Genomic DNA, 18518 nt, shown 5'->3' on the forward strand with positions numbered 1-18518 from the left:
TTCATGACCAGGATAAATAAAAAGGCCTCCTTGTGAGAGACCCTTTATCCTTGGTTCAGCAGATCATATTGCTGGCAGGTTGCTCCTCAGCAGCGCCTGTTTCCTCTTTTGATCTGCATATGAAAATAAAAAAACTTGGCCATGCTTTGGTTTTTTTATTAGAAAAATATAACTTTATGTAATCTATTATCGCTTTTCAAGAGTAATTGCCTTACTTGCTGACAAATTTCATCATAGGAGATCCTTCGTGCCTCAGGATGACAGTCTTATATTTTAAAAATGTCATTTTACCTTCAAAATTCCGTGAAATTTTATACCTCAGTATGACAGTCTTTTATTTTTAACGTTCATCCAACTCAATCAACCACTCACCAACAAACTACTCCACCAACACCCCAATATAATAATTAAATGTGTCAACTTCAATGTTATCCTTGGTGGCGCCTTCTAATTCAACAGGTTTGAATTGTTTGGTTGGGGTGATAAATTTGTAATCGCCGCCTTTAACGCGCACTTTAACGGGCATGGCAAAGTCTTTTGCATCGGTGCTGGTCCAGCGGGCATAGCTTTTACCTTCACGGAACATGATCTCGAGGATGGGAAGGGTTTTGTAGTGCAGGTACTGGTCGAACACCGGCGATAGGTTTATGCCCGCTTGTTTGCTAATGTAGTCTACAACCTGGTTGTAAGTTACCGTTTGGTGATAAAACGTTTTATTAAGCCCCCGCAGAATGTCACGCCATTTTTCATCGTCATTAATAATAGTGCGGATCATGTTCAGCATATTACCACCCTTGTAGTACATATCGCCCGAACCTTCTTTGTTAACGCCATAAGCGCCCACAATAGGCCTGTCGTTTGCGATGGCCATGCGGGTGCCGTGTACATATTCCTGGCCCGCCTGCTTGCCGTAAAAGGTTTCTACAAATAACGACTCAGAGTAGTTGGTGAAACTTTCGTGAATCCACATATCGGCAAGGTCTTTGGAGGTAATGTTGTTGCCAAACCACTCGTGCCCGCTTTCGTGTATTACAATGAAATCCCATTTCAGTCCCCAGCCCGTACCCGAAAGATCTCGGCCCAGGTAGCCGTTTTTATAATGATTGCCGTAAGCTATGCCGCTTTGGTGTTCCATACCCAGGTGATGGCTTTCTACCAGTTTATAGCCATCCTCATAAAAAGGGTAAGGGCCAAACCAATGTTCAAATGCTTTGAGCATGCGTGGCGCATCAAGGCCCCATTGTGCTTTGGCTTTATCAAGGTTGTAGCTTAAAGGCCAAAAATCCATGGTCAGCTTGCCTTTTTCGCCGTTGTATATGCCCTCGTAATGGGTGTAATCGCCAATATTGGCTTCAATATCATAGTTGTTGATAGGGTTAGCCACAAACCAATCAAAGCGGGTATAACCGTCTTTCAGGTCGGTAACTTTGCGTAAGCGGCCGTTTGATACATCTTTTAAACCTTTTGGTACGCTGATGCTGATGAGAGCACTGTCAACCTCATCTTCCTGCTGGTCCTTAGTTGGCCACCATACGCTGGCGCCCATACCCTGGCAGGCGGTTGATACCCAGGCATGGCCCAAGGAGTCGGTGTTGTACTCCACGCCGCCATCCCATGGGGCACGCTTGGCAATAGTTGGGTTGCCCGAATAATAAACGGTAAACTCGTCCTTGTTGCCCTTGCTGATGTTTTTGGGGAAGGTTAAAAACACGGCGTTAAACTCGCGGGTATATTTTAAATCCTGACCTTTGTAAACTACTTTTTCAATTTTTAGGTTATCCCAAAGGTCAAATTGCAGCTTGTCAAAATCACTTACGGCGGTAAACTTAAACAGCACGCTCCCGCTGATGAATTTTTTATCGATATCAAACTTCACATCCAGGTGATAATAATTGATATCGTAACAAGTCCGCAGCGGTGTAGTTAACGATCCGCGTAAAGTATCGGCCCGGGTAAATTTTTCTTTTACTGTGCCTAATTGTGCCTTTGCCGGCAAAAAGCTTGCACCAGCCATCAAAAGGCCGAGTGTGTATTTAATCATGTTCTTATTTTGCATATATGTCTGTCAACTTATAATCTTAAAAATTTTCAACCCAATCAACTCAATCCAACCCAATCAACCACTCACTAATCCACCAACACCCCTACATAAAAATTCAACTTATCCACCTCAATATTATCCTTATTTACCCCGTCGATATCAACCGGCGTAAAGCGGGTGGTAGGCGTTATAAACTTATACTCGCCGCCTTTTGCGCGGACTAATACCGGCATGGTAAAGTCTTTCACGCTGGCTATCCACCTGGCGCAGAATTTGCCCCTTACCGTTGCAAATTCCAGTATCGGCAGATCTTTATAACGCAGGTACTGGTCAAACACAGGCAGCAGGTTTTTGCCCGATTGTTCTGTAATGTAATTTACCACCTGGTCGTAAGTAACGGTTTGGTGGTAAAAAGTTTTGTTGAGGCCACGCAGGATAGCCCGCCATTTTTCGTCGTCGTTAATAATGGCGCGCACCATGTTAAGTACTACCGCACCTTTGGGGTACATATCGCCCGAGCCTTCTTTGTTTACATCATAGGGGCCAACTACGGGGCCGTCGTTATTGATGCCATCGCGTAAACCATAATTATACTCCTCCCCGGCTTTTTTGCCCCAGTTATCTTCAATAAACAACGATTCGGAGTAGCAGGTAAAGCTTTCATGAATCCACATATCGCCCAGGTCTTTCCCCGTGATGTTATTGCCAAACCATTCGTGGCCGCTTTCGTGGATAATGATGTAATCCCATTTAAGTCCCCAGCCTGTTCCCGACATATCGTAACCCAGGTAGCCGTTTAAAAAATGGTTGCCATAGGCTGTGGCGCTCTGATGTTCCATACCCAGGTGTGGCGTCTCTACCAGTTTATAGCCATCCTCGTAAAAAGGGTATGGGCCAAACCAGTGTTCAAAAGCTTTAAGCATAGGCCTTGCATTGGCACCGAAATGCTGCTTTGCTTTTTCAAGGCTGGCGGGCAGCACCCAGTAATCCATGGTAAGTTTGCCTTTTTCGCCCATGTAGGTATCGCCAAAATGTACGTAATCGCCAATATTGGCTACCACATCATAATTATTGATAGGGTTGGCCACAAACCAATCGAATTTGGTATAACCGTTTTTTAACGGCGTAACCTTGCGCAGGCGGCCGTTGGATACATCTTTTAATCCCTTTGGAACGCTGATGCTGATGAGCATGCTATCAACCTCATCGCTCAAATGATCTTTATTGGGCCACCAGATGCTGGCACCCACACCCTCGCAGGCGGTAGCCACCCATGGTTTTTTAAGCGAATCCTGTTTGTAAACTACGCCGCCATCCCATGGCGCGTTTACAGCAATGGTTGGCTTGCCCGAGTAATAAACGGTGAACTGATCTTTACTGCCTTTGGTAATCGTTTTTGGAAAAGTTACAAACACGGCATTGGCATCGCGCTTAAAAGGGAGTGTTTTGCCTTTGTAAACTACTTTATCTACACTCAGATTGGCAAACAAATCAAACTGCAGCAGTGTAAAATCCTGCGTGGCGGTAAACTTAAACAGGTTGCTGCCGCTGATAGCTTTATGGGCGATATCAAATTTAACATCCAGGTGGTAGTAGTTGATATCGTAACAGGTACGCGGAGGTGTTAAATTACCGCGCAGGCTATCCGCATGGGTAAAGGCTTCTTTTGCCTGTAGGAGCTGGGCGTGAACAGGTAATGAAAATGCCACGGTGCTTAACAGGAGCAGCGCGGTGTGGTATAGTTGTTTTATATTCATGTGTTGTTGTAATGTTCTGCCATTAAACTATGGTTTTCAAGTATTTAGTACCCGAATCATCGGGCAGTTTTTTATTTCCCTCCCTTGGGAGGGGTGCGGCTGGCAATGAACGCAAAGGCAGGGAGGGGTTTATACGCGCGACTAACTTCGTGCGCTTAAACGCCTGATTTAACCCCTACCTCCCCTTCCCCAAGGAAGGAATCGCGCAATCCCTCATTTTTATCAATCCTCAATTTTAAAACTTATATTATCACCAAACCTGCATTAAATTTTTCTTCCACAAATCCGCAGCATACTGTCTGAATGCTTCCGGGCCGGTTTTAAAGGCCTCGTCGAAAGTATATTTACCACCCTCAAAGTCCTTGTCAGAGACCTTTACTTTTTTTGTTCCCCTTACGGCGTATTTTTTAATCCCCTCGTGCATGATGATCTTCATATCAGATGGACTAACATCGCCATGGCATACTGTAGTATACATCAGCCATGTTTCGGCTTTTCCGTCTTTATTCAGGTCGGTAACAGCAAAACTGTTGGGCACGTATTGGGCTTCCAGGTCAACCGGGCAATCTTTTATAAAATCATAGGTTTGCCAGCTTAGTTTAAATTGGTTATTGCTGCCGATGGTATAACTGTATGCATATAAAGCGGCATCTCGGCCGTCGCCCGAATCACTGTTTTTAGTTGGGGTGATGCCGGTTTCTGTTGTGATCACCAAATGCTGCCCTTCGTTGTCGGTATATTTAACGGCGTTGATTAGGTGGCCATTGTATTTAATAGTTGCGGGAATATCTTTTTTATCCAGTTTGATAACCTTAACCTGGGCAAAACAAACCTGGCCTGCAAACAAAAGGGCGATGAAATAAATAGTTCTCATAGGGTTTAAAACGTTTGTTTCTTTTCAATTTCCGGCAGCGCTTCGTCTATCCGTTTAGCCAGTTCCGGCAGCTTTATGGTAGGCACGGCCGGGAACAGGTGATGCTCCAGGTGATAAAACATGCTGAAGGTGATTTTATTTTTCCAGCCGCTTCTTTGGGTACGTGCAAATTCGGGGCTATCGTGGGTATCGTGGTGCACTGTCCATACCGCGAAGAATGCCATCAAAAACTCGCCTATCACCATGATAATGATGTGATAGATCAGGAAGTAAATGTGAAAGTAAAATACTATAAATGTAAAGGCGGCTATGGAGGCCAGCTCAAAAAGCACATTACGCTTGTAATTTTTATTGCCCAGTTGAAGCGTTACCTTGTGGATAAGGAAAATATGGATTGGGCCGTAAAATATGGCGCCATACCAACTCATATTGGCCGATTTTCCTTCGTAATCTTCTTCGGTAAGGCAATACTTATGGTGGCGGATGTGGTTGAATTTTACAGCATGTATAGATACCATCATCAGGATGCTGTTGCTGTACAACGAAAACCAGGTTAGAAATTTGTTGGTGCCAAGCGAGTTATGAAACCCGTTATGTACCTGCCTTAACCCCGTTAAAAAGAAAAACGCCGAAAACGGCAGTGCTAACACATAATAACCGTAATATGCCAGGGCCCAGGATGCAATAGCCCAGGGAATAGTCAGGTTGTTTTCAATTAACATCTCTCTTACGGTCAGGTTTTTCAGGTCCCGCCAATCTACTTTTCTAAGTATTTCCTGGTGTGTCATCTTGTGCTGGTTTGGTGCTTCAAATTTAATGCAAATTTTGCCGGTAAAAATCTGTTAACCAACCATGATCCACTTGATTAATCGCCATTTTTTAGTTTTTAGATTATACCTGAATGTTTTTCGGGCCTCGTACCTTACGTTGGCATGGATCGGCAGCGAAAACGCTGTTATAGCTAACAGTAGCAGGCCGGTGTGATATAGTTGTTTTATGTTCATTTATTATTGTATCGATTAAAATAAATAAATTCTTCTGTTTTGCGGATCAGCAACACAAACTCATCTTTTTGATTGACGGCAAGGCAGCCATTGGCAGAAATCCACTTGTAATTATTTGGTAAAACCTTAATCCCCGCTTTATTGTAATAATTATATAATTCTCCGTCTTTAAAAACAAACACATTTTCGGTCATTGATACAGGCTTTTGTTTGCTTTTAAATAATTCTTTGCCTCCGTTAAAGTAGTGCCAATACCGTCCTTTCTTCATCGCATAAAAAAAAGTATTGAATTGATTACCTGCATTAGTCCCTGCAAATTGCTTGTATATAAACGGAACAGCAATATTACCATTGCTGTAAAGCGCTCCTAATTTGCCCCGTAAATTGGCAATAGCCATGTAATTATTAAATGTAAAGCCGGCATCGTAAATGGCAGCCGATCTCGTTTTTTTGCCGTCATTTAGTTCGTAATAAAATTTATGCCCTTCTTTAAAAAAATAAATCTGTGGTCCAACCGGTTCATCAAAAATAAACGCAGTAGTATCAAAACGAGCCTGATAATAATTAAACCGTTTAACTAATGTACCGCCAGTACTGGTAATTATGTTTTTTTTCTCGGTTAGATCAGCCGGATCCTTGAAAGCGGGAGGGATTACATAGCTAATTTGCTTGTCAATTATACCATATTTCCCGTTTTGTTTTATTAAGGCACATTTGCCTTCAAAGGGGTATGCCTGATCAAATAATTGGTCTGTAATTTTACTTCTGCTAACCGAATTTATGTAACAATATTTCCCGCCGCTGTAAACAGGAATAATAGAATCATTTTGAGTAAGGTTGTAAGAAAACCTCTCCAATATGTTTTTGTCAAAAGGATATTTTGTTGTGTCAACCTGCGCAAAGCACGTTGTTGATGACAATAATAATAACCCCGCAAAAAATAGCTGTTTTATTTGAATTCTCGCGGTTGTCAAGAAAAATGAGAAAGCAAATAACTTCATTTTACAAGGAATGCAAATTAATAATGATGGTGCGGTCATTTAAAATAACAGCCTAATTTAGCAACATAATTGCTAACAAATAATTTAATACAACACTGTTACATGAAGCAGCTAATAAATAGCCAATGTTAGCTAAAATAGGACAGGGAAATGGCTTTTTAAATTTGTTGTAGAAAGATGGGTAGCCCCTACGGGGCATAAAATACATTTGACATTTTTCTACAAACAGGTAGCCTCTACGAGGCAAGCGCCTTTAATAGTCTTGTCTGTGATGCCTCGTAGAGGCTACCAGTTTGTAGCAATATTTATCTGGATTTCATTTATGCCCCGTAGGGGTTACCCATCTCAGTATTAAAAATTCTATTAAATGAGGTGAAAAGGTTTAAGCGCGATTTTCCTGTAAAATAGGATAAACTTTGCGCCGGCATTGTTCATTTTCGTATCATTGCAGCCCCTTTTCATTTTTAAAACTATGGCACATTTTCCGGCACAATATTCTACCTTATCGGCGATTGCATTAAAAAGTTATATCGAAGTTGCCTATGGCTTGAAGCTAATTAATTGCAGGTTTTTATTGCGCGGGGTTAGCGATACATATATCATCGAAGCTATTGATGCCAGATATGTTTTAAAAATCTACCGTGAACAACACCGCTCGCGCGATGAAATCCAAGCAGAGGTGGAACTGCTTAACTTGTTGGAAAATGGCGGCGCAAGTGTAGCTTATCCAATAACAGCTATCAATGGCAGCCAACTGCAGCAATTTGACGCGCCTGAGGGTACCCGCTATGGCATCCTGTTCTCGTACGCTGAAGGCGCCCCTGTAATGGATTTAAACGACGGGCAGCTAAAAACCATTGGGTGCCAGATGGCTAAGGTTCACAACATTACTTCGGTTGTTCAACTTAGTTATCCCCGTAGGGAATATAGTATTGAAACTACGCTTATCAATCCCATAAAAAGTTTTGAACCTGCGTTTAATGACCTGCCAGATGAGTATGCTTATATAAAAGACATTGCGGTTAAGGTTGCTCAAAAGCTAAGTTCGTTGGATACCGCTAACTTTAGCTACGGCTATTGCCAGTACGATTTTTTGCCCAAGAATTTCCACTTTGATGCCGGCGGAAGTTTAACTTTTTTCGATTTCGACTTCGCGGGCAAAGGGTTTCTTGTTAACGACCTGATGTCGTTCTTCGTCCATTTTTTTATGCATGTGTATACAGGCAAGTTAACCGATGAGGAAGCCCAACGGATGTTCGCTGTTTTTGTGGCGGCATACCGGGAAACAAGACCGGTTAGCGATGATGAGCTAAAGGCTATTCCCTACCTTGGCGTTGGCTTCTGGATTTTTTACCTCGGCTTTCAGCATGAACATTTTGATGATTGGTCGAATCCGTTTTTTGGGCCAAGGTTTATCAAAGACAGGGTGGCGTTGATTAAGGCATGGGCTGATAAGTATTGTGAGTTTTAGTTTTGTAAGATGCTTAGTCTTTCAATTCCCTCCCCACGGGAGGGGTGCGGTTGAAATGAGCGCAAAGGCAGGGAGGGGTTTAATGAACTTTTTACTTTTCGGGGAACGATTTAGCAAAAAAGCTATGTCAGCTATCTTCATAACCGATGGTGTAGTAACGTCATAATTCATGTTTTGTAGATTACAAAATTATTTAGTGAAAGCGACAAGATTGGCCCGCTCAGTTGCCGCGGGAGGGCTGTTACTTTGAAGCCGCAAAGTAACCAAACGGCTGTCAGCAGAAATGCTTCTTTGCGCTCGGGGCCTTTGCCCTGCAAAATGGTCAAAACCTGGGCTGGAATTATTTTGCCCCGGCGCGCTTAGTCCTACGCTCATGCAAAAACTTCCTATGCCCTGCAGCCGCACAGCCCCACATTGTTTTGCCCGTTTTCGCCAGAAGCTGTTCTGCTGACGGTTTTAGGAAGACGAGGAGTTTCCGGCTTCCGGGGGCTATTTTTTCAATTCCCTCCCACGGGAGTGGTGCGTTGGAATTGAGCGCAAAGGCAGGGAGGGGTTTATACGAGCGACGAGTATAAAAGCGATTTGAGTGGTTGGTTTAACCTCTACCTCCTCCTTTCCAAGGACGGAATCGCACAGGCCCAGGCTTTATTTTTTTCAGACACTCACTCACTAATTCGCCAACTAACTCACTAAATCACTAATTCAATAATTCAGTAATTCAATAATTCCCACTAACTTTGCCGTCCTATAAAACAAAATACTATGCAATATGATGTTATCGTTATCGGTTCGGGCCCGGGTGGCTATGTAGCCGCTATACGCTGCGCCCAATTGGGTTTAAAAACCGCTATCGTCGAAAAATATAGTACCCTTGGCGGTACATGCCTTAATGTGGGCTGTATCCCATCAAAGGCCCTGCTTGATTCGTCCGAACATTACCATAATGCTGCCCACACTTTTACTACCCATGGTATTAAGCTTGAAAATTTAGGCATCGATTTTGGCCAGATGGTAAAACGCAAGCAGGAAGTAGTAAATGCCAATACCAGCGGCATTAGCTACCTGATGAAGAAAAACAAGATTGACACCCACTACGGTGTAGGATCATTTAAAGATAAAAACACCATCACCGTTAAAAAAGCTGATGGTACCGAAACCGAGATAACCGGTAAAAATGTAATTATTGCCACCGGTTCAAAACCATCGGCGTTGCCATTTTTAAAAATTGATAAAAAACGCATCATTACCTCAACCGAGGCTTTGTCGCTCACCGAAGTGCCTAAGCACCTGGTGTTGATTGGCGGCGGCGTTATTGGCCTGGAGCTGGGTTCGGTATATGCCCGTTTAGGCGCAAAAGTATCTGTAATTGAGTTTATGGATGGCATTATCCCAACTATGGATAAAGCCCTTGGCCGCGAACTGCAAAAAGTGCTGACCAAATTGGGCATGGAGTTTTACCTGGGCCATAAAGTAACCGGCGCTACCGTAAAAGGTAAAGAAGTGACCGTTACTTTTGATACGCCAAAAGGCGAGAAGCAAGAGTTAAAAGGCGATTATTGCCTGGTAGCCGTAGGCCGTGTAGCTTATACCGATGGTTTAGGTTTAGATAAAATTGGCATCACCGTTGAAGAACGTGGCCGTAAAATTACGGTTAACGATCACCTGGAAACCAGCGTTAAAGGTGTTTACGCCATTGGCGATGTAATTAAAGGCGCCATGCTTGCCCACAAGGCAGAAGATGAAGGTACTTTGGTTGCCGAAATTATTGCCGGCCAGAAACCGCATATTGATTACAACCTGATTCCCGGTGTGGTATATACCTGGCCCGAAGTTGCAGCCGTTGGCCAAACAGAAGAGCAGCTGAAAGCAGCCGGTGTAAAATATAAAACAGGATCGTTCCCCTTTAAAGCCAGCGGCCGTGCACGTGCCAGCGGTGATTTGGATGGTTTTGTTAAAGTACTGGCCGATGCCACTACCGACGAAATTTTAGGCGTACACATGATTGGCCCCCGTGCAGCAGATATGATTGCCGAGGCTGTGGTTGCGATGGAGTTCCGTGCATCGGCAGAGGATATCGCCCGGATCAGCCATGCCCACCCAACCTATACAGAGGCTATGCGCGAGGCTTGTTTGGCAGCTACGGAGAATAGAGCGATACATATATAGTTGCCGGTTGGCAATTTTGAGTTTGCAGTTAAAAAAAAAGCAGAGGCAATTTAGGTTGTTTCTGCTTTTTTGTTTTGACGGAGGAATTGTGTCTGAACCTGAATTAAACGAATTTTTTGAATGGGCAGAATTTAGCTGCCGGGGATTTTAAATTCTAAAAACTAGTCCTGATTTGGAATTACTCCGTAAACAAAAATATCAATAACCATCGATAATAATAACATACTCGCTACAACAATGTACGCCATGTTTCTCAACTTTTTCATAGGTAACCTGAAATCAAGGTTTAGTTGATTTCTCAAACTATCATCGGGTATTTTTTTTATTTGCCGGGTAACGTATATGTTATTTACTATAAAAAAGGTAATTATCGAGTACAGAAAAAATATTATGCTGAGGTTAGATATAAAACCAAAATCGGCCTGCTCAATGGGGCCAAGGCGACTATTTAAATATGGCAACCTAAGTAAGGTGGTTATCATCAGATAGGTAAAATTCAGAAGTGTGAAAACTAAAGAAATTATAATGTTTGCTGTCATCCACTTTGAACCCTTGATTACTTTATTGAAATTGATGACTAAATAAGCCTGGTAACCTATTATAAAACATGGACTAATATAAAGAAGCAGGTTTAATGTGCTCTTGGTTATTATATATACCGTTGCAGAGGTGTAAGGAACATGAAACAGTTGGAAGCCTACTATAAAGGGCAAAAACAACAAAATCAGCTGCCAGTAATTCAATCGTATTTTCATGGATAAGTTTTAAGTTAATTAGGTAACAATACAATCAATATCGCTGCCTTGTTGAGTTATGAAATTAGATTGTTTGCAACGAATGACTCTCTTAACTATTAAAATACCTTGCGCGAATAATCCCGAGAACTGCAGCCAAAAGAAGGCTTCCGGCTATTGTTAATAGTGACACTATAAATATTCTTTTTAAAGGCTCACCAAATTCTGCCGCAAGGTTTTCGCGCAATAATGTATTCTTGATCTTTGCTATTTTTCCGGATACATACAGGTTATTTACCACAAAGAAGGTAATAAGCATATGCAGTATAAAAATAAATAATATGCCCGATGTTGAACTGGTCTTTGACCTTTGTACCGGCCCGCTGAGTAGTTTATGATTTTCGGAACCGTGTACCATAAAGGCGACGGCAGCCATTACGCAAACTGCTGCAAATATTACCGGAATAAGGGTATGTATTATCATCCATTTAGTGCCCTTTAACCTGATGTTGAAAAGGATTACCAAATAAGCCTGGTAACCAACGGCGAGGAATAGATCGATCGCTATTATAGCGCTAAAAGCTTTTAAATCTAAATGGTATTTTTCCCGTAAATAAAGTGGCAGCAGGCTTGAAAATACCAGTACCCAAAACGGTGCAAATAACAAAATCAGCTGCCAGTAATTCAATCGTAATTTCATCGGATAAGGTGAAAATCAATAATAGCAGCAATATAATCAATATCGCTGCCTTATTAAATTAATGAAATAAGATTTCAGTAACATATTTGCCTTTTTGCAACTGTACCTAATCGAGATTCGCAGTGCGCACAAAATTCGCCATAAATCGATGGAGAAGCATAGCGCGGAAGAGTTTGGGTTATTGGTGGTGGGGGGGGGAAGTGGTTTAGCAGGCTAGACTTGACTTATATCGAATGTTAGGTTTGGCGATTTATTTACTTGAAAAAGATAAGTTAAAGCTGACTGCTTTGTAAGCTATCACTATCACAAAACTTCCTGCTATTATCAACAAGGACGTTATCAGCACCTTTTTCATGGGCTCTCCAAAATCATCACGGAGATTTTCGCGCATTGCGAAATCATTGATCTTTTTTATTTTACCGGATAGATAAATGTTGTTTACTAAAAAGAACGTTATGAAGGCATGTGTTAAAAATAAGGATATGCAGGTCAATAGCCAATGGTGCTCTGTCTGAACAATTTTGGTTACAACTGTTTTTCGAACAATCATTAATATGACAGATTTAATAGTGAATAGGGTACAAATCGTCATAAAAACAGCCGAAATAGCTGCATTAAAACTTATAAATATTGATCCTTTTATCCTCTTGTTAAAACTTATTAATAAGTATGCCTGATAGCAAATTGCTAATGAAATACTTGCGATAATCATGATAGCTATTATTTCGGAATTTAGGTGATAAGCTATCCGTGTTTTATATGGAATTATTGCTGACAGAAATGCTACAATAAAAGGAACAAACAACAAAATCAACTGCCAATAATTCAATCTTAATTTCATTGGATAAGGTAATAAAACTATTAAGGCAGCAATATAATCAATATCGCTGCCTTATTAGTTGATGAAAATGAGATTTTTGGTTTATACCGCTATCACATGTTTTCCCTTTTTATAACCAATGGTTGCAAAATAAAGGATGAACAGGTAGATAGGCACTAAAATCCAATAAGAAGACTGGGATGCAGCCGCTAATCCGTGGCTGATTTTGGCTTTATCAACCAGCAAGCCATATATGGGCGGAAACACAGCTGCACCCGCAATGCCCATTACCAATAATGAGGACCCAATTTTGGTGAACCTTCCCAGGCCCGAAAGTGCCAGCGGCCATATTGCTGGCCACATCAGTGAGTTGGCCAAACCGAGTAACGCGATGCAGCTTACCGAAATATATTTAGGGGTAAACAGCGCAACCGCTGTTAGTATTACACCTAAAATTGCCGAACACACCAAAGCTTTTTGCTGGGAGATGAATCGAGGAATAAACACTATTCCGGCTATATATCCTATCACCATACATGCAAGCGTGCCCGATGCAAAATATCGTGCTGTTGATAAAGGAATATCATGTGCTGTGCCGTAACCAATTATCGAGTCGCCGGCAATAACTTCGGCACCCACGTAAAAAAACAGGGCTATCACCCCCAATATTAAATGCGGGAATTGCGTAATACTTGTTTTGCCCGAATTTGCGGCAGCTACAGTTTCGTCCTCATGATCGGTATCAATTTCGGGCAGGCCAGAAAAGTAAATAAGTACCGCCAATATGGCTAATACAACCACCATTAATACATAAGGCAATATTACCCTTGATGCTAATTCGTTAAGCTCGGCTGTTTGTTGAGCAATATCTAATTTGGCAAGATTGGTATTAAAAGCATCAATGTTGTTTAAAACCACAGCCCCAAGCGCTATAGGTGCCAATACACCGGCAAATTTGTTAAATATACCCATAACACTGATACGCTTTGCTGCACTTTCGGGCGGGCCAACTATAGTGATATAGGGGTTTGATGCCGATTGTAAAACCGCAAGCCCGCTGCCTTGTACAAATAAGCCAATTAAAAAGATGGCATAGGTACGCGTTAAAGCGGCAGGTATAAAAATTAGCGCGCCAACGGCTATAATGACTAACCCAACAGCCATACCATTTTTAAACCCGAATATTTTAAGTAACCAGGCCGATGGTTTGGCCATTAACAGGTAAGCAATGTAAAACGCGCTTGCTACCAGGTACGATTCGCGGTTGTTTAACTGGCAGGCTATTTTTAAATACGGTATCAGTACCGAGTTTAGCCAGGTTACAAACCCGAAAATGAAGAATAGAACGCCGATGATTATTACCGGGCTTACAATGGTTTTCTTTTGAGCCTGCATTTCGGGCTTTGTAATGGATGTCATTTGTTATGGATCGTTAAAAAGTCAATGAAGTTCCTAAAATAATTAAAAAAGTTTATTAATTGTATTTTAAATATTGAAAATTTAACGAATTGGCACTTTGTATTGACATTTATTGCTTTTTTTGCTCGCATCGATGTTTTACAACGTCTAATAAGCGTTGTTGAAAGTCGGATAGCAGGGAGTTTCCCCAAAAAGATGCGTAATAGTTTATCCGGGTATCCAGGCGATAGGAAGATGACAGGCAAAGCTCGGTCTTATTGTTCCCCAATGGCTTTAAAGTGTATGAGGCATTCAGGAATTTGAAGTGCTTGCCTGTTAAAATATGTTTATCAAAAACTGTATTGCGGATGGATGATGGGATTACGCTGATATTGAAGGATACTTTTTTATCCTTTTCCCAATGGTCAACGGTTTCAATAAATTTTAATCCGCCCTCAAAATGGCCGGTACGGGTAGCTCCAATGGTGTCTTTATCAAGCTCGGCATAAAGTGGCCGGGGAATGCCTGCATAATTGAAAAATCCTTTTGCGTACTCTTCCTTTTTAATTTGTTTTACCCGTACCACCTGCTGCCATATATCGTGCGGAGTAGCATTAACAACAATGGTTGTATTAATATGGTAAATACCTGTGGGTATTTTAAACTGCTCTTCAATAAATCCCGCTATAAATGGTACCAGCAATATGGAGTATATGGTGTTCCGCCGTTCTTTATACCTGAATAATAGTTCGCCAAAAATCAGACCGCCTAATACTGCACCAATTAAAAATGGAATACTTATAATGATGATACATACCAGGTCTTCGATACGGGTTATGAAGCAAAATATAAAAAAAACAAATACGGTTACCAGGGGAGTCATTGCCTTGTAACTGTTTCGCGATAATTGGTCCCGGCTGGCAAATAGCATTGGTGTTATGCCAATAATAACAGGTACTATCCATACAAACGTTATAGAAAACAAATCGGTGAATTGGAATTTTATGTGTCCAGGATAGCCGAACGCGAAACGAATTGCCAGGCCATATAAAGCACCTACAAGCACACCGGCATATTTACTCAGGAAAAACTTTAGTTTGTTTGGTTGCGGTTCGGTCATGTAAATATTGATAAGTATAAGGTTTTAACGAAGTTGTACTAAAGTAAAACAATCCGATTTAAATTCCGAAATTCGGGCGCTTGCATTTTCAAATGAGGATATTAATAGTAAATAACACCCGGATCCCCGCCCCTAAATATGGCGGTACCGAACGTGTTATCTGGTGGCTGGGTAAAGAGCTTAGCCGCCTGGGGCATACGGTAACCTATCTTGTTGCGCCCGGTTCAACCTGTCCTTTTGCCAAAGTATTGTTTTATGACCCAGCTGTTGACATTAACCTGCAGGTGCCCGACGATGTAGATGTGGTACACTTTCACTTCCAGGTAAATGGGTTTAGCAAGAAACCCTATTTGATTAATGTACATGATAATCCCGGCTTTGGGCAGCAGCTAAATCGAAACTCTGTATTTGTATCTGCCAACCAGGCATCGCGCTACGGCGGCGAAGCTTTTGTACACCACGGCCTCGACCCGGACGATTACCACAAGCCCGATCTGTCGAAAAAGCGGACACAAGCCCATTTCCTGGCCAAGGCAGCCTGGAAGGTTAAAAACGTAAAAGGCGCTATTGATATAGCCAGCCAAAGCAGCAATAAACTGATTGTATTGGGCGGTACACGGCTCAATTTAAAAATGGGGCTGCGGTTTACACCGAACCTGAATGTGCGGTTTAAGGGCATGGTTAATAACGATGCAAAGGCGGTCGTGTTAAATACTTCCAAGGCATTGTTGTTCCCCGTTTTATGGCACGAGCCTTTTGGCCTGGCTATTATTGAAAGCCTGTATTTTGGCTGCCCCGTATTAGGTACGCCATACGGATCGCTGCCCGAACTGGTTCCGGCTGAAGTTGGGCTGTTAAGTAACAGTAAATCGGACCTGGTAAACGGACTTAAGGCGATAGACCAATTCAGCAACCGGTTGTGTTATGAGTATGCTATGGATAACTTTATGGTACATACCATGGTGCAAAAATATCTACGCTTATATGAGCGCGTATTAAATGGCGAACAATTGAATTTGGGATCACCAACATTACAGGTTGCCAACACGGTAAAGTATTTGCCCTGGAATGAGTAGGCAATTGTTCTCTTTTACCAGGATAACCGATTTTTTTAGGCTGCTTTTTCAGGAATTTTGCGCAAAAAAAATTTCATTGTTTTTTTGTGTTAATAAATGTAATTTTTGTATCAATAAATAGCGCATTTGTTGCTGAAAAGTGACGCTTTATTGCCCTGTTTGTAACTGTTTATGCATGAAAAAATGACGATTTCTAAATGTAAAAGGAAACAGGTAAATTTGTATTGTTAGGGCACCAAAAAGGGGATTCTACGTATGTTTTGTGCGGTTAAGCAGGCAACTACCTCATGCATGTTAAACCGAAATGGCAACTTTTGCATGCATTTCATGTTAATTAAAATTCCGAAATTCGCCCCTGACAAATCCGAAATCGAAATTCCGACATCCGAAACGGTGAAACCTTCTTTAACGCCTTTGAAAAACAGACTAATTGTTAAAAATCAACCCCCATGCTGCAAATACAAGAAAACGTATCCCTTAAAAACTTTAATACTTTCGGCATAGATGCCCAGGCGCGTTATTTTGTGGAAATAGCCCACCAGGATGACCTGGTTGAACTATTTGCCGACCCGCAATGGCAACAAACCGAACGATTGGTTTTAGGGGGAGGCAGCAATTTGTTATTGGTTACAGATTTTGACGGCCTGGTTATCCGCATGAATATCCGGGGCATTGAACACCGCATTAGCCACAACGATGTGTTTGTGGAGGCGGGCGGCGGCGAGGTATGGAACGATTTGGTGAACTTTTGCGTTGCCCGCGGGTATGCCGGGATTGAAAACCTGAGCCTTATCCCTGGTTCGGTGGGTGCATCGCCCATTCAAAACATAGGCGCCTATGGCGTGGAACTAAAAGATGCGTTTGTGAGCTGCAGTGCTTTTGAAATAGCTACAGGCACTTTTAAAACGTTTAGCAAAGCCGATTGTAAATTTGGCTACCGCGAAAGTGTTTTTAAAAGCGAGCTGAAGGGGCAGTATATTATTGTATCGGTTAAATTTCATTTATCGCTTATCCCCAACATTAATACGCAGTACGGTGCCATAGGGCAGGAGCTGACCACTCGGGGCATCACATCGCCCACTATAAAAGATGTATCGCAGGTAGTATCGCATATCCGGGTATCTAAACTGCCCGATCCTACAACTATAGGTAATGCTGGTAGTTTCTTTAAAAACCCGGTGATCAGCCGGCAGGAATTTGAAGTTGTACAAGCTAAGTTCCCCGATGTAGTTAATTATCCGGCCGCCGATGAGCAGGTAAAATTAGCCGCCGGATGGCTTATTGAGCAGTGCGGATGGAAGGGAAAAACCGTTGGCCGCACCGGAACATGGATGAACCAGGCGTTGGTATTAGTAAACCACGGCGGGGCCACGGGAGCAGAAGTGTACAACTTTTCGTCGCAAATTATAGACAGTGTGTACGCTAAATTTGGCGTTATGCTACAACGCGAGGTGAATATTATTAGTTAAAAATTTAAATTTTAACTAAATCTTCGATTTTGTTTTTATTTGTTTTCAATAATTTTTTTGCAGGAAACGTTGCTTTTAAATTCTAAAGGCTGCTTGTGTTAGTTGTATTTAATGGCTTGACAGGCAGGTTGTTGATTGTTATATAAGTGTAATATTTACACAACTGTTTTGTTTGCCGGTTTTTGAGGCCGGCAACTGGTTTTGTGCTGAATTTAATACAGTACTGGCACTATGCTTGCCTAACTGTTAACACAAAACTTTAACAAAATGACAAAGATTGAGTTTAACACCCTTGTACTGCGCCAGGCAACTTCATTAAGATCATATGCCTTACATTTTACGCATGACGCAGACGATGCTAACGACCTTGTTCAGGATACAATGTTGAAGGCCATAACTTATTACAATAAGTTTAAAGAAGGTACTAATTTAAAAGGATGGCTATACACCATCATGAAAAATACATTTATTAACAACTATCGCCGTTTTGTTAAAATGAGCACATTTGTTACCAAAAGCGACGAAATTTCATCTCCAAACCTGGTATTTAGTTCAACAAAAAACCAGGGCGAAGCCAAGTTTGTGATGGACGACATTAAAAGAGCTTTAGATAGGCTGCCCGAAGATTACTATGTTCCGTTTACCATGTATTTTGAAGGGCATAAGTATCACGAAATTGCCGATCATCTGGATATTCCCATTGGTACCGTAAAAACCCGCATTCACGTTGCGCGCAAGTTGCTGAAGAAAAACCTGAAAGCTTATGATAACGGCATTACCAAACCGGTTTACGCAGAAAATTAAATAATAAACTCAACCAAATAATCATACATATAGAAAAAACCCGCCGATGAGGCGGGTTTTTTGTTTAGGACGATTATCTGCGC

The 18518-nt window shown here is 41.8% G+C and carries 13 protein-coding genes; 5 read left to right on the plus strand and 8 right to left on the minus strand.

Going from position 1 to position 18518, the window contains the following annotated elements; translation table 11 throughout:
- Positions 1 to 379 precede the first annotated feature (379 nt).
- The 5 genes from AC1DXF_RS28330 to AC1DXF_RS28350 all read right to left on the minus strand — a co-directional run bounded on the left by AC1DXF_RS28330 (position 380) and on the right by AC1DXF_RS28350 (position 6533).
- Entirely contained in the window at positions 380 to 2041 is a 1662-nt protein-coding gene (locus AC1DXF_RS28330; RefSeq protein ID WP_477452054.1) for a M1 family metallopeptidase, read from the minus strand.
- An 86-nt stretch (positions 2042 to 2127) separates the two neighbouring features.
- On the minus strand, positions 2128 to 3798 hold the full coding sequence (locus AC1DXF_RS28335; protein ID WP_477452055.1) for a M1 family metallopeptidase: 1671 nt from the start codon (positions 3796 to 3798) through the stop codon (positions 2128 to 2130).
- A gap of 250 nt (positions 3799 to 4048) precedes the next feature.
- Entirely contained in the window at positions 4049 to 4672 is a 624-nt protein-coding gene (locus tag AC1DXF_RS28340; RefSeq protein ID WP_477452056.1) for a M949_RS01915 family surface polysaccharide biosynthesis protein, read from the minus strand.
- A 5-nt stretch (positions 4673 to 4677) separates the two neighbouring features.
- Positions 4678 to 5460, minus strand: coding sequence for a fatty acid desaturase family protein (locus tag AC1DXF_RS28345; protein WP_477452057.1), 783 nt, complete (start codon positions 5458 to 5460; stop codon positions 4678 to 4680).
- Positions 5461 to 5672: 212 nt separating this feature from the next.
- The gene (locus AC1DXF_RS28350) at positions 5673 to 6533 is read right to left on the minus strand and encodes a hypothetical protein (RefSeq protein ID WP_477452058.1); all 861 of its coding nucleotides are present in this window, start codon (positions 6531 to 6533) and stop codon (positions 5673 to 5675) included.
- Between the two features lie 616 nt (positions 6534 to 7149).
- Between AC1DXF_RS28350 and AC1DXF_RS28355 the strand changes: the two genes are divergently transcribed.
- Both AC1DXF_RS28355 and lpdA read left to right on the plus strand, forming a co-directional pair.
- Positions 7150 to 8148: a phosphotransferase enzyme family protein gene (locus AC1DXF_RS28355; protein ID WP_477452059.1), complete on the plus strand. Its 999-nt coding sequence runs from the start codon at positions 7150 to 7152 to the stop codon at positions 8146 to 8148.
- A 762-nt stretch (positions 8149 to 8910) separates the two neighbouring features.
- On the plus strand, positions 8911 to 10314 hold the full coding sequence (gene lpdA, locus AC1DXF_RS28360) for a dihydrolipoyl dehydrogenase (RefSeq protein WP_439694613.1): 1404 nt from the start codon (positions 8911 to 8913) through the stop codon (positions 10312 to 10314).
- Positions 10315 to 11160: 846 nt separating this feature from the next.
- Here the strand turns inward: lpdA and AC1DXF_RS28365 are convergent.
- From AC1DXF_RS28365 to AC1DXF_RS28375, 3 genes are all read right to left on the minus strand, one after another.
- The gene (locus tag AC1DXF_RS28365) at positions 11161 to 11748 is read right to left on the minus strand and encodes a hypothetical protein (RefSeq protein ID WP_477452060.1); all 588 of its coding nucleotides are present in this window, start codon (positions 11746 to 11748) and stop codon (positions 11161 to 11163) included.
- Positions 11749 to 12670: 922 nt separating this feature from the next.
- Positions 12671 to 13987, minus strand: a complete 1317-nt coding sequence (locus tag AC1DXF_RS28370; RefSeq protein ID WP_477452061.1) for a sugar MFS transporter — start codon at positions 13985 to 13987, stop codon at positions 12671 to 12673.
- 109 nt (positions 13988 to 14096) lie between these two features.
- Positions 14097 to 15086, minus strand: a complete 990-nt coding sequence (locus AC1DXF_RS28375) for an SRPBCC family protein (RefSeq protein WP_477452062.1) — start codon at positions 15084 to 15086, stop codon at positions 14097 to 14099.
- A gap of 92 nt (positions 15087 to 15178) precedes the next feature.
- Here AC1DXF_RS28375 and AC1DXF_RS28380 point away from each other — a divergent pair, with 92 nt between their 5' ends.
- The 3 genes from AC1DXF_RS28380 (at position 15179) to AC1DXF_RS28390 (ending at position 18435) form a co-directional block, all read left to right on the plus strand.
- Entirely contained in the window at positions 15179 to 16162 is a 984-nt protein-coding gene (locus AC1DXF_RS28380) for a glycosyltransferase (protein ID WP_477452063.1), read from the plus strand.
- 449 nt (positions 16163 to 16611) lie between these two features.
- On the plus strand, positions 16612 to 17631 hold the full coding sequence (gene murB, locus AC1DXF_RS28385) for a UDP-N-acetylmuramate dehydrogenase (protein ID WP_477452064.1): 1020 nt from the start codon (positions 16612 to 16614) through the stop codon (positions 17629 to 17631).
- A gap of 267 nt (positions 17632 to 17898) precedes the next feature.
- A complete protein-coding gene (locus tag AC1DXF_RS28390) occupies positions 17899 to 18435 on the plus strand; it encodes an RNA polymerase sigma factor (protein WP_477452065.1) in 537 nt (178 codons plus the stop codon).
- The last annotated feature ends 83 nt before the right edge of the window (positions 18436 to 18518 follow it).

The organism is Mucilaginibacter sp. P2_A5 (assembly GCF_056404995.1).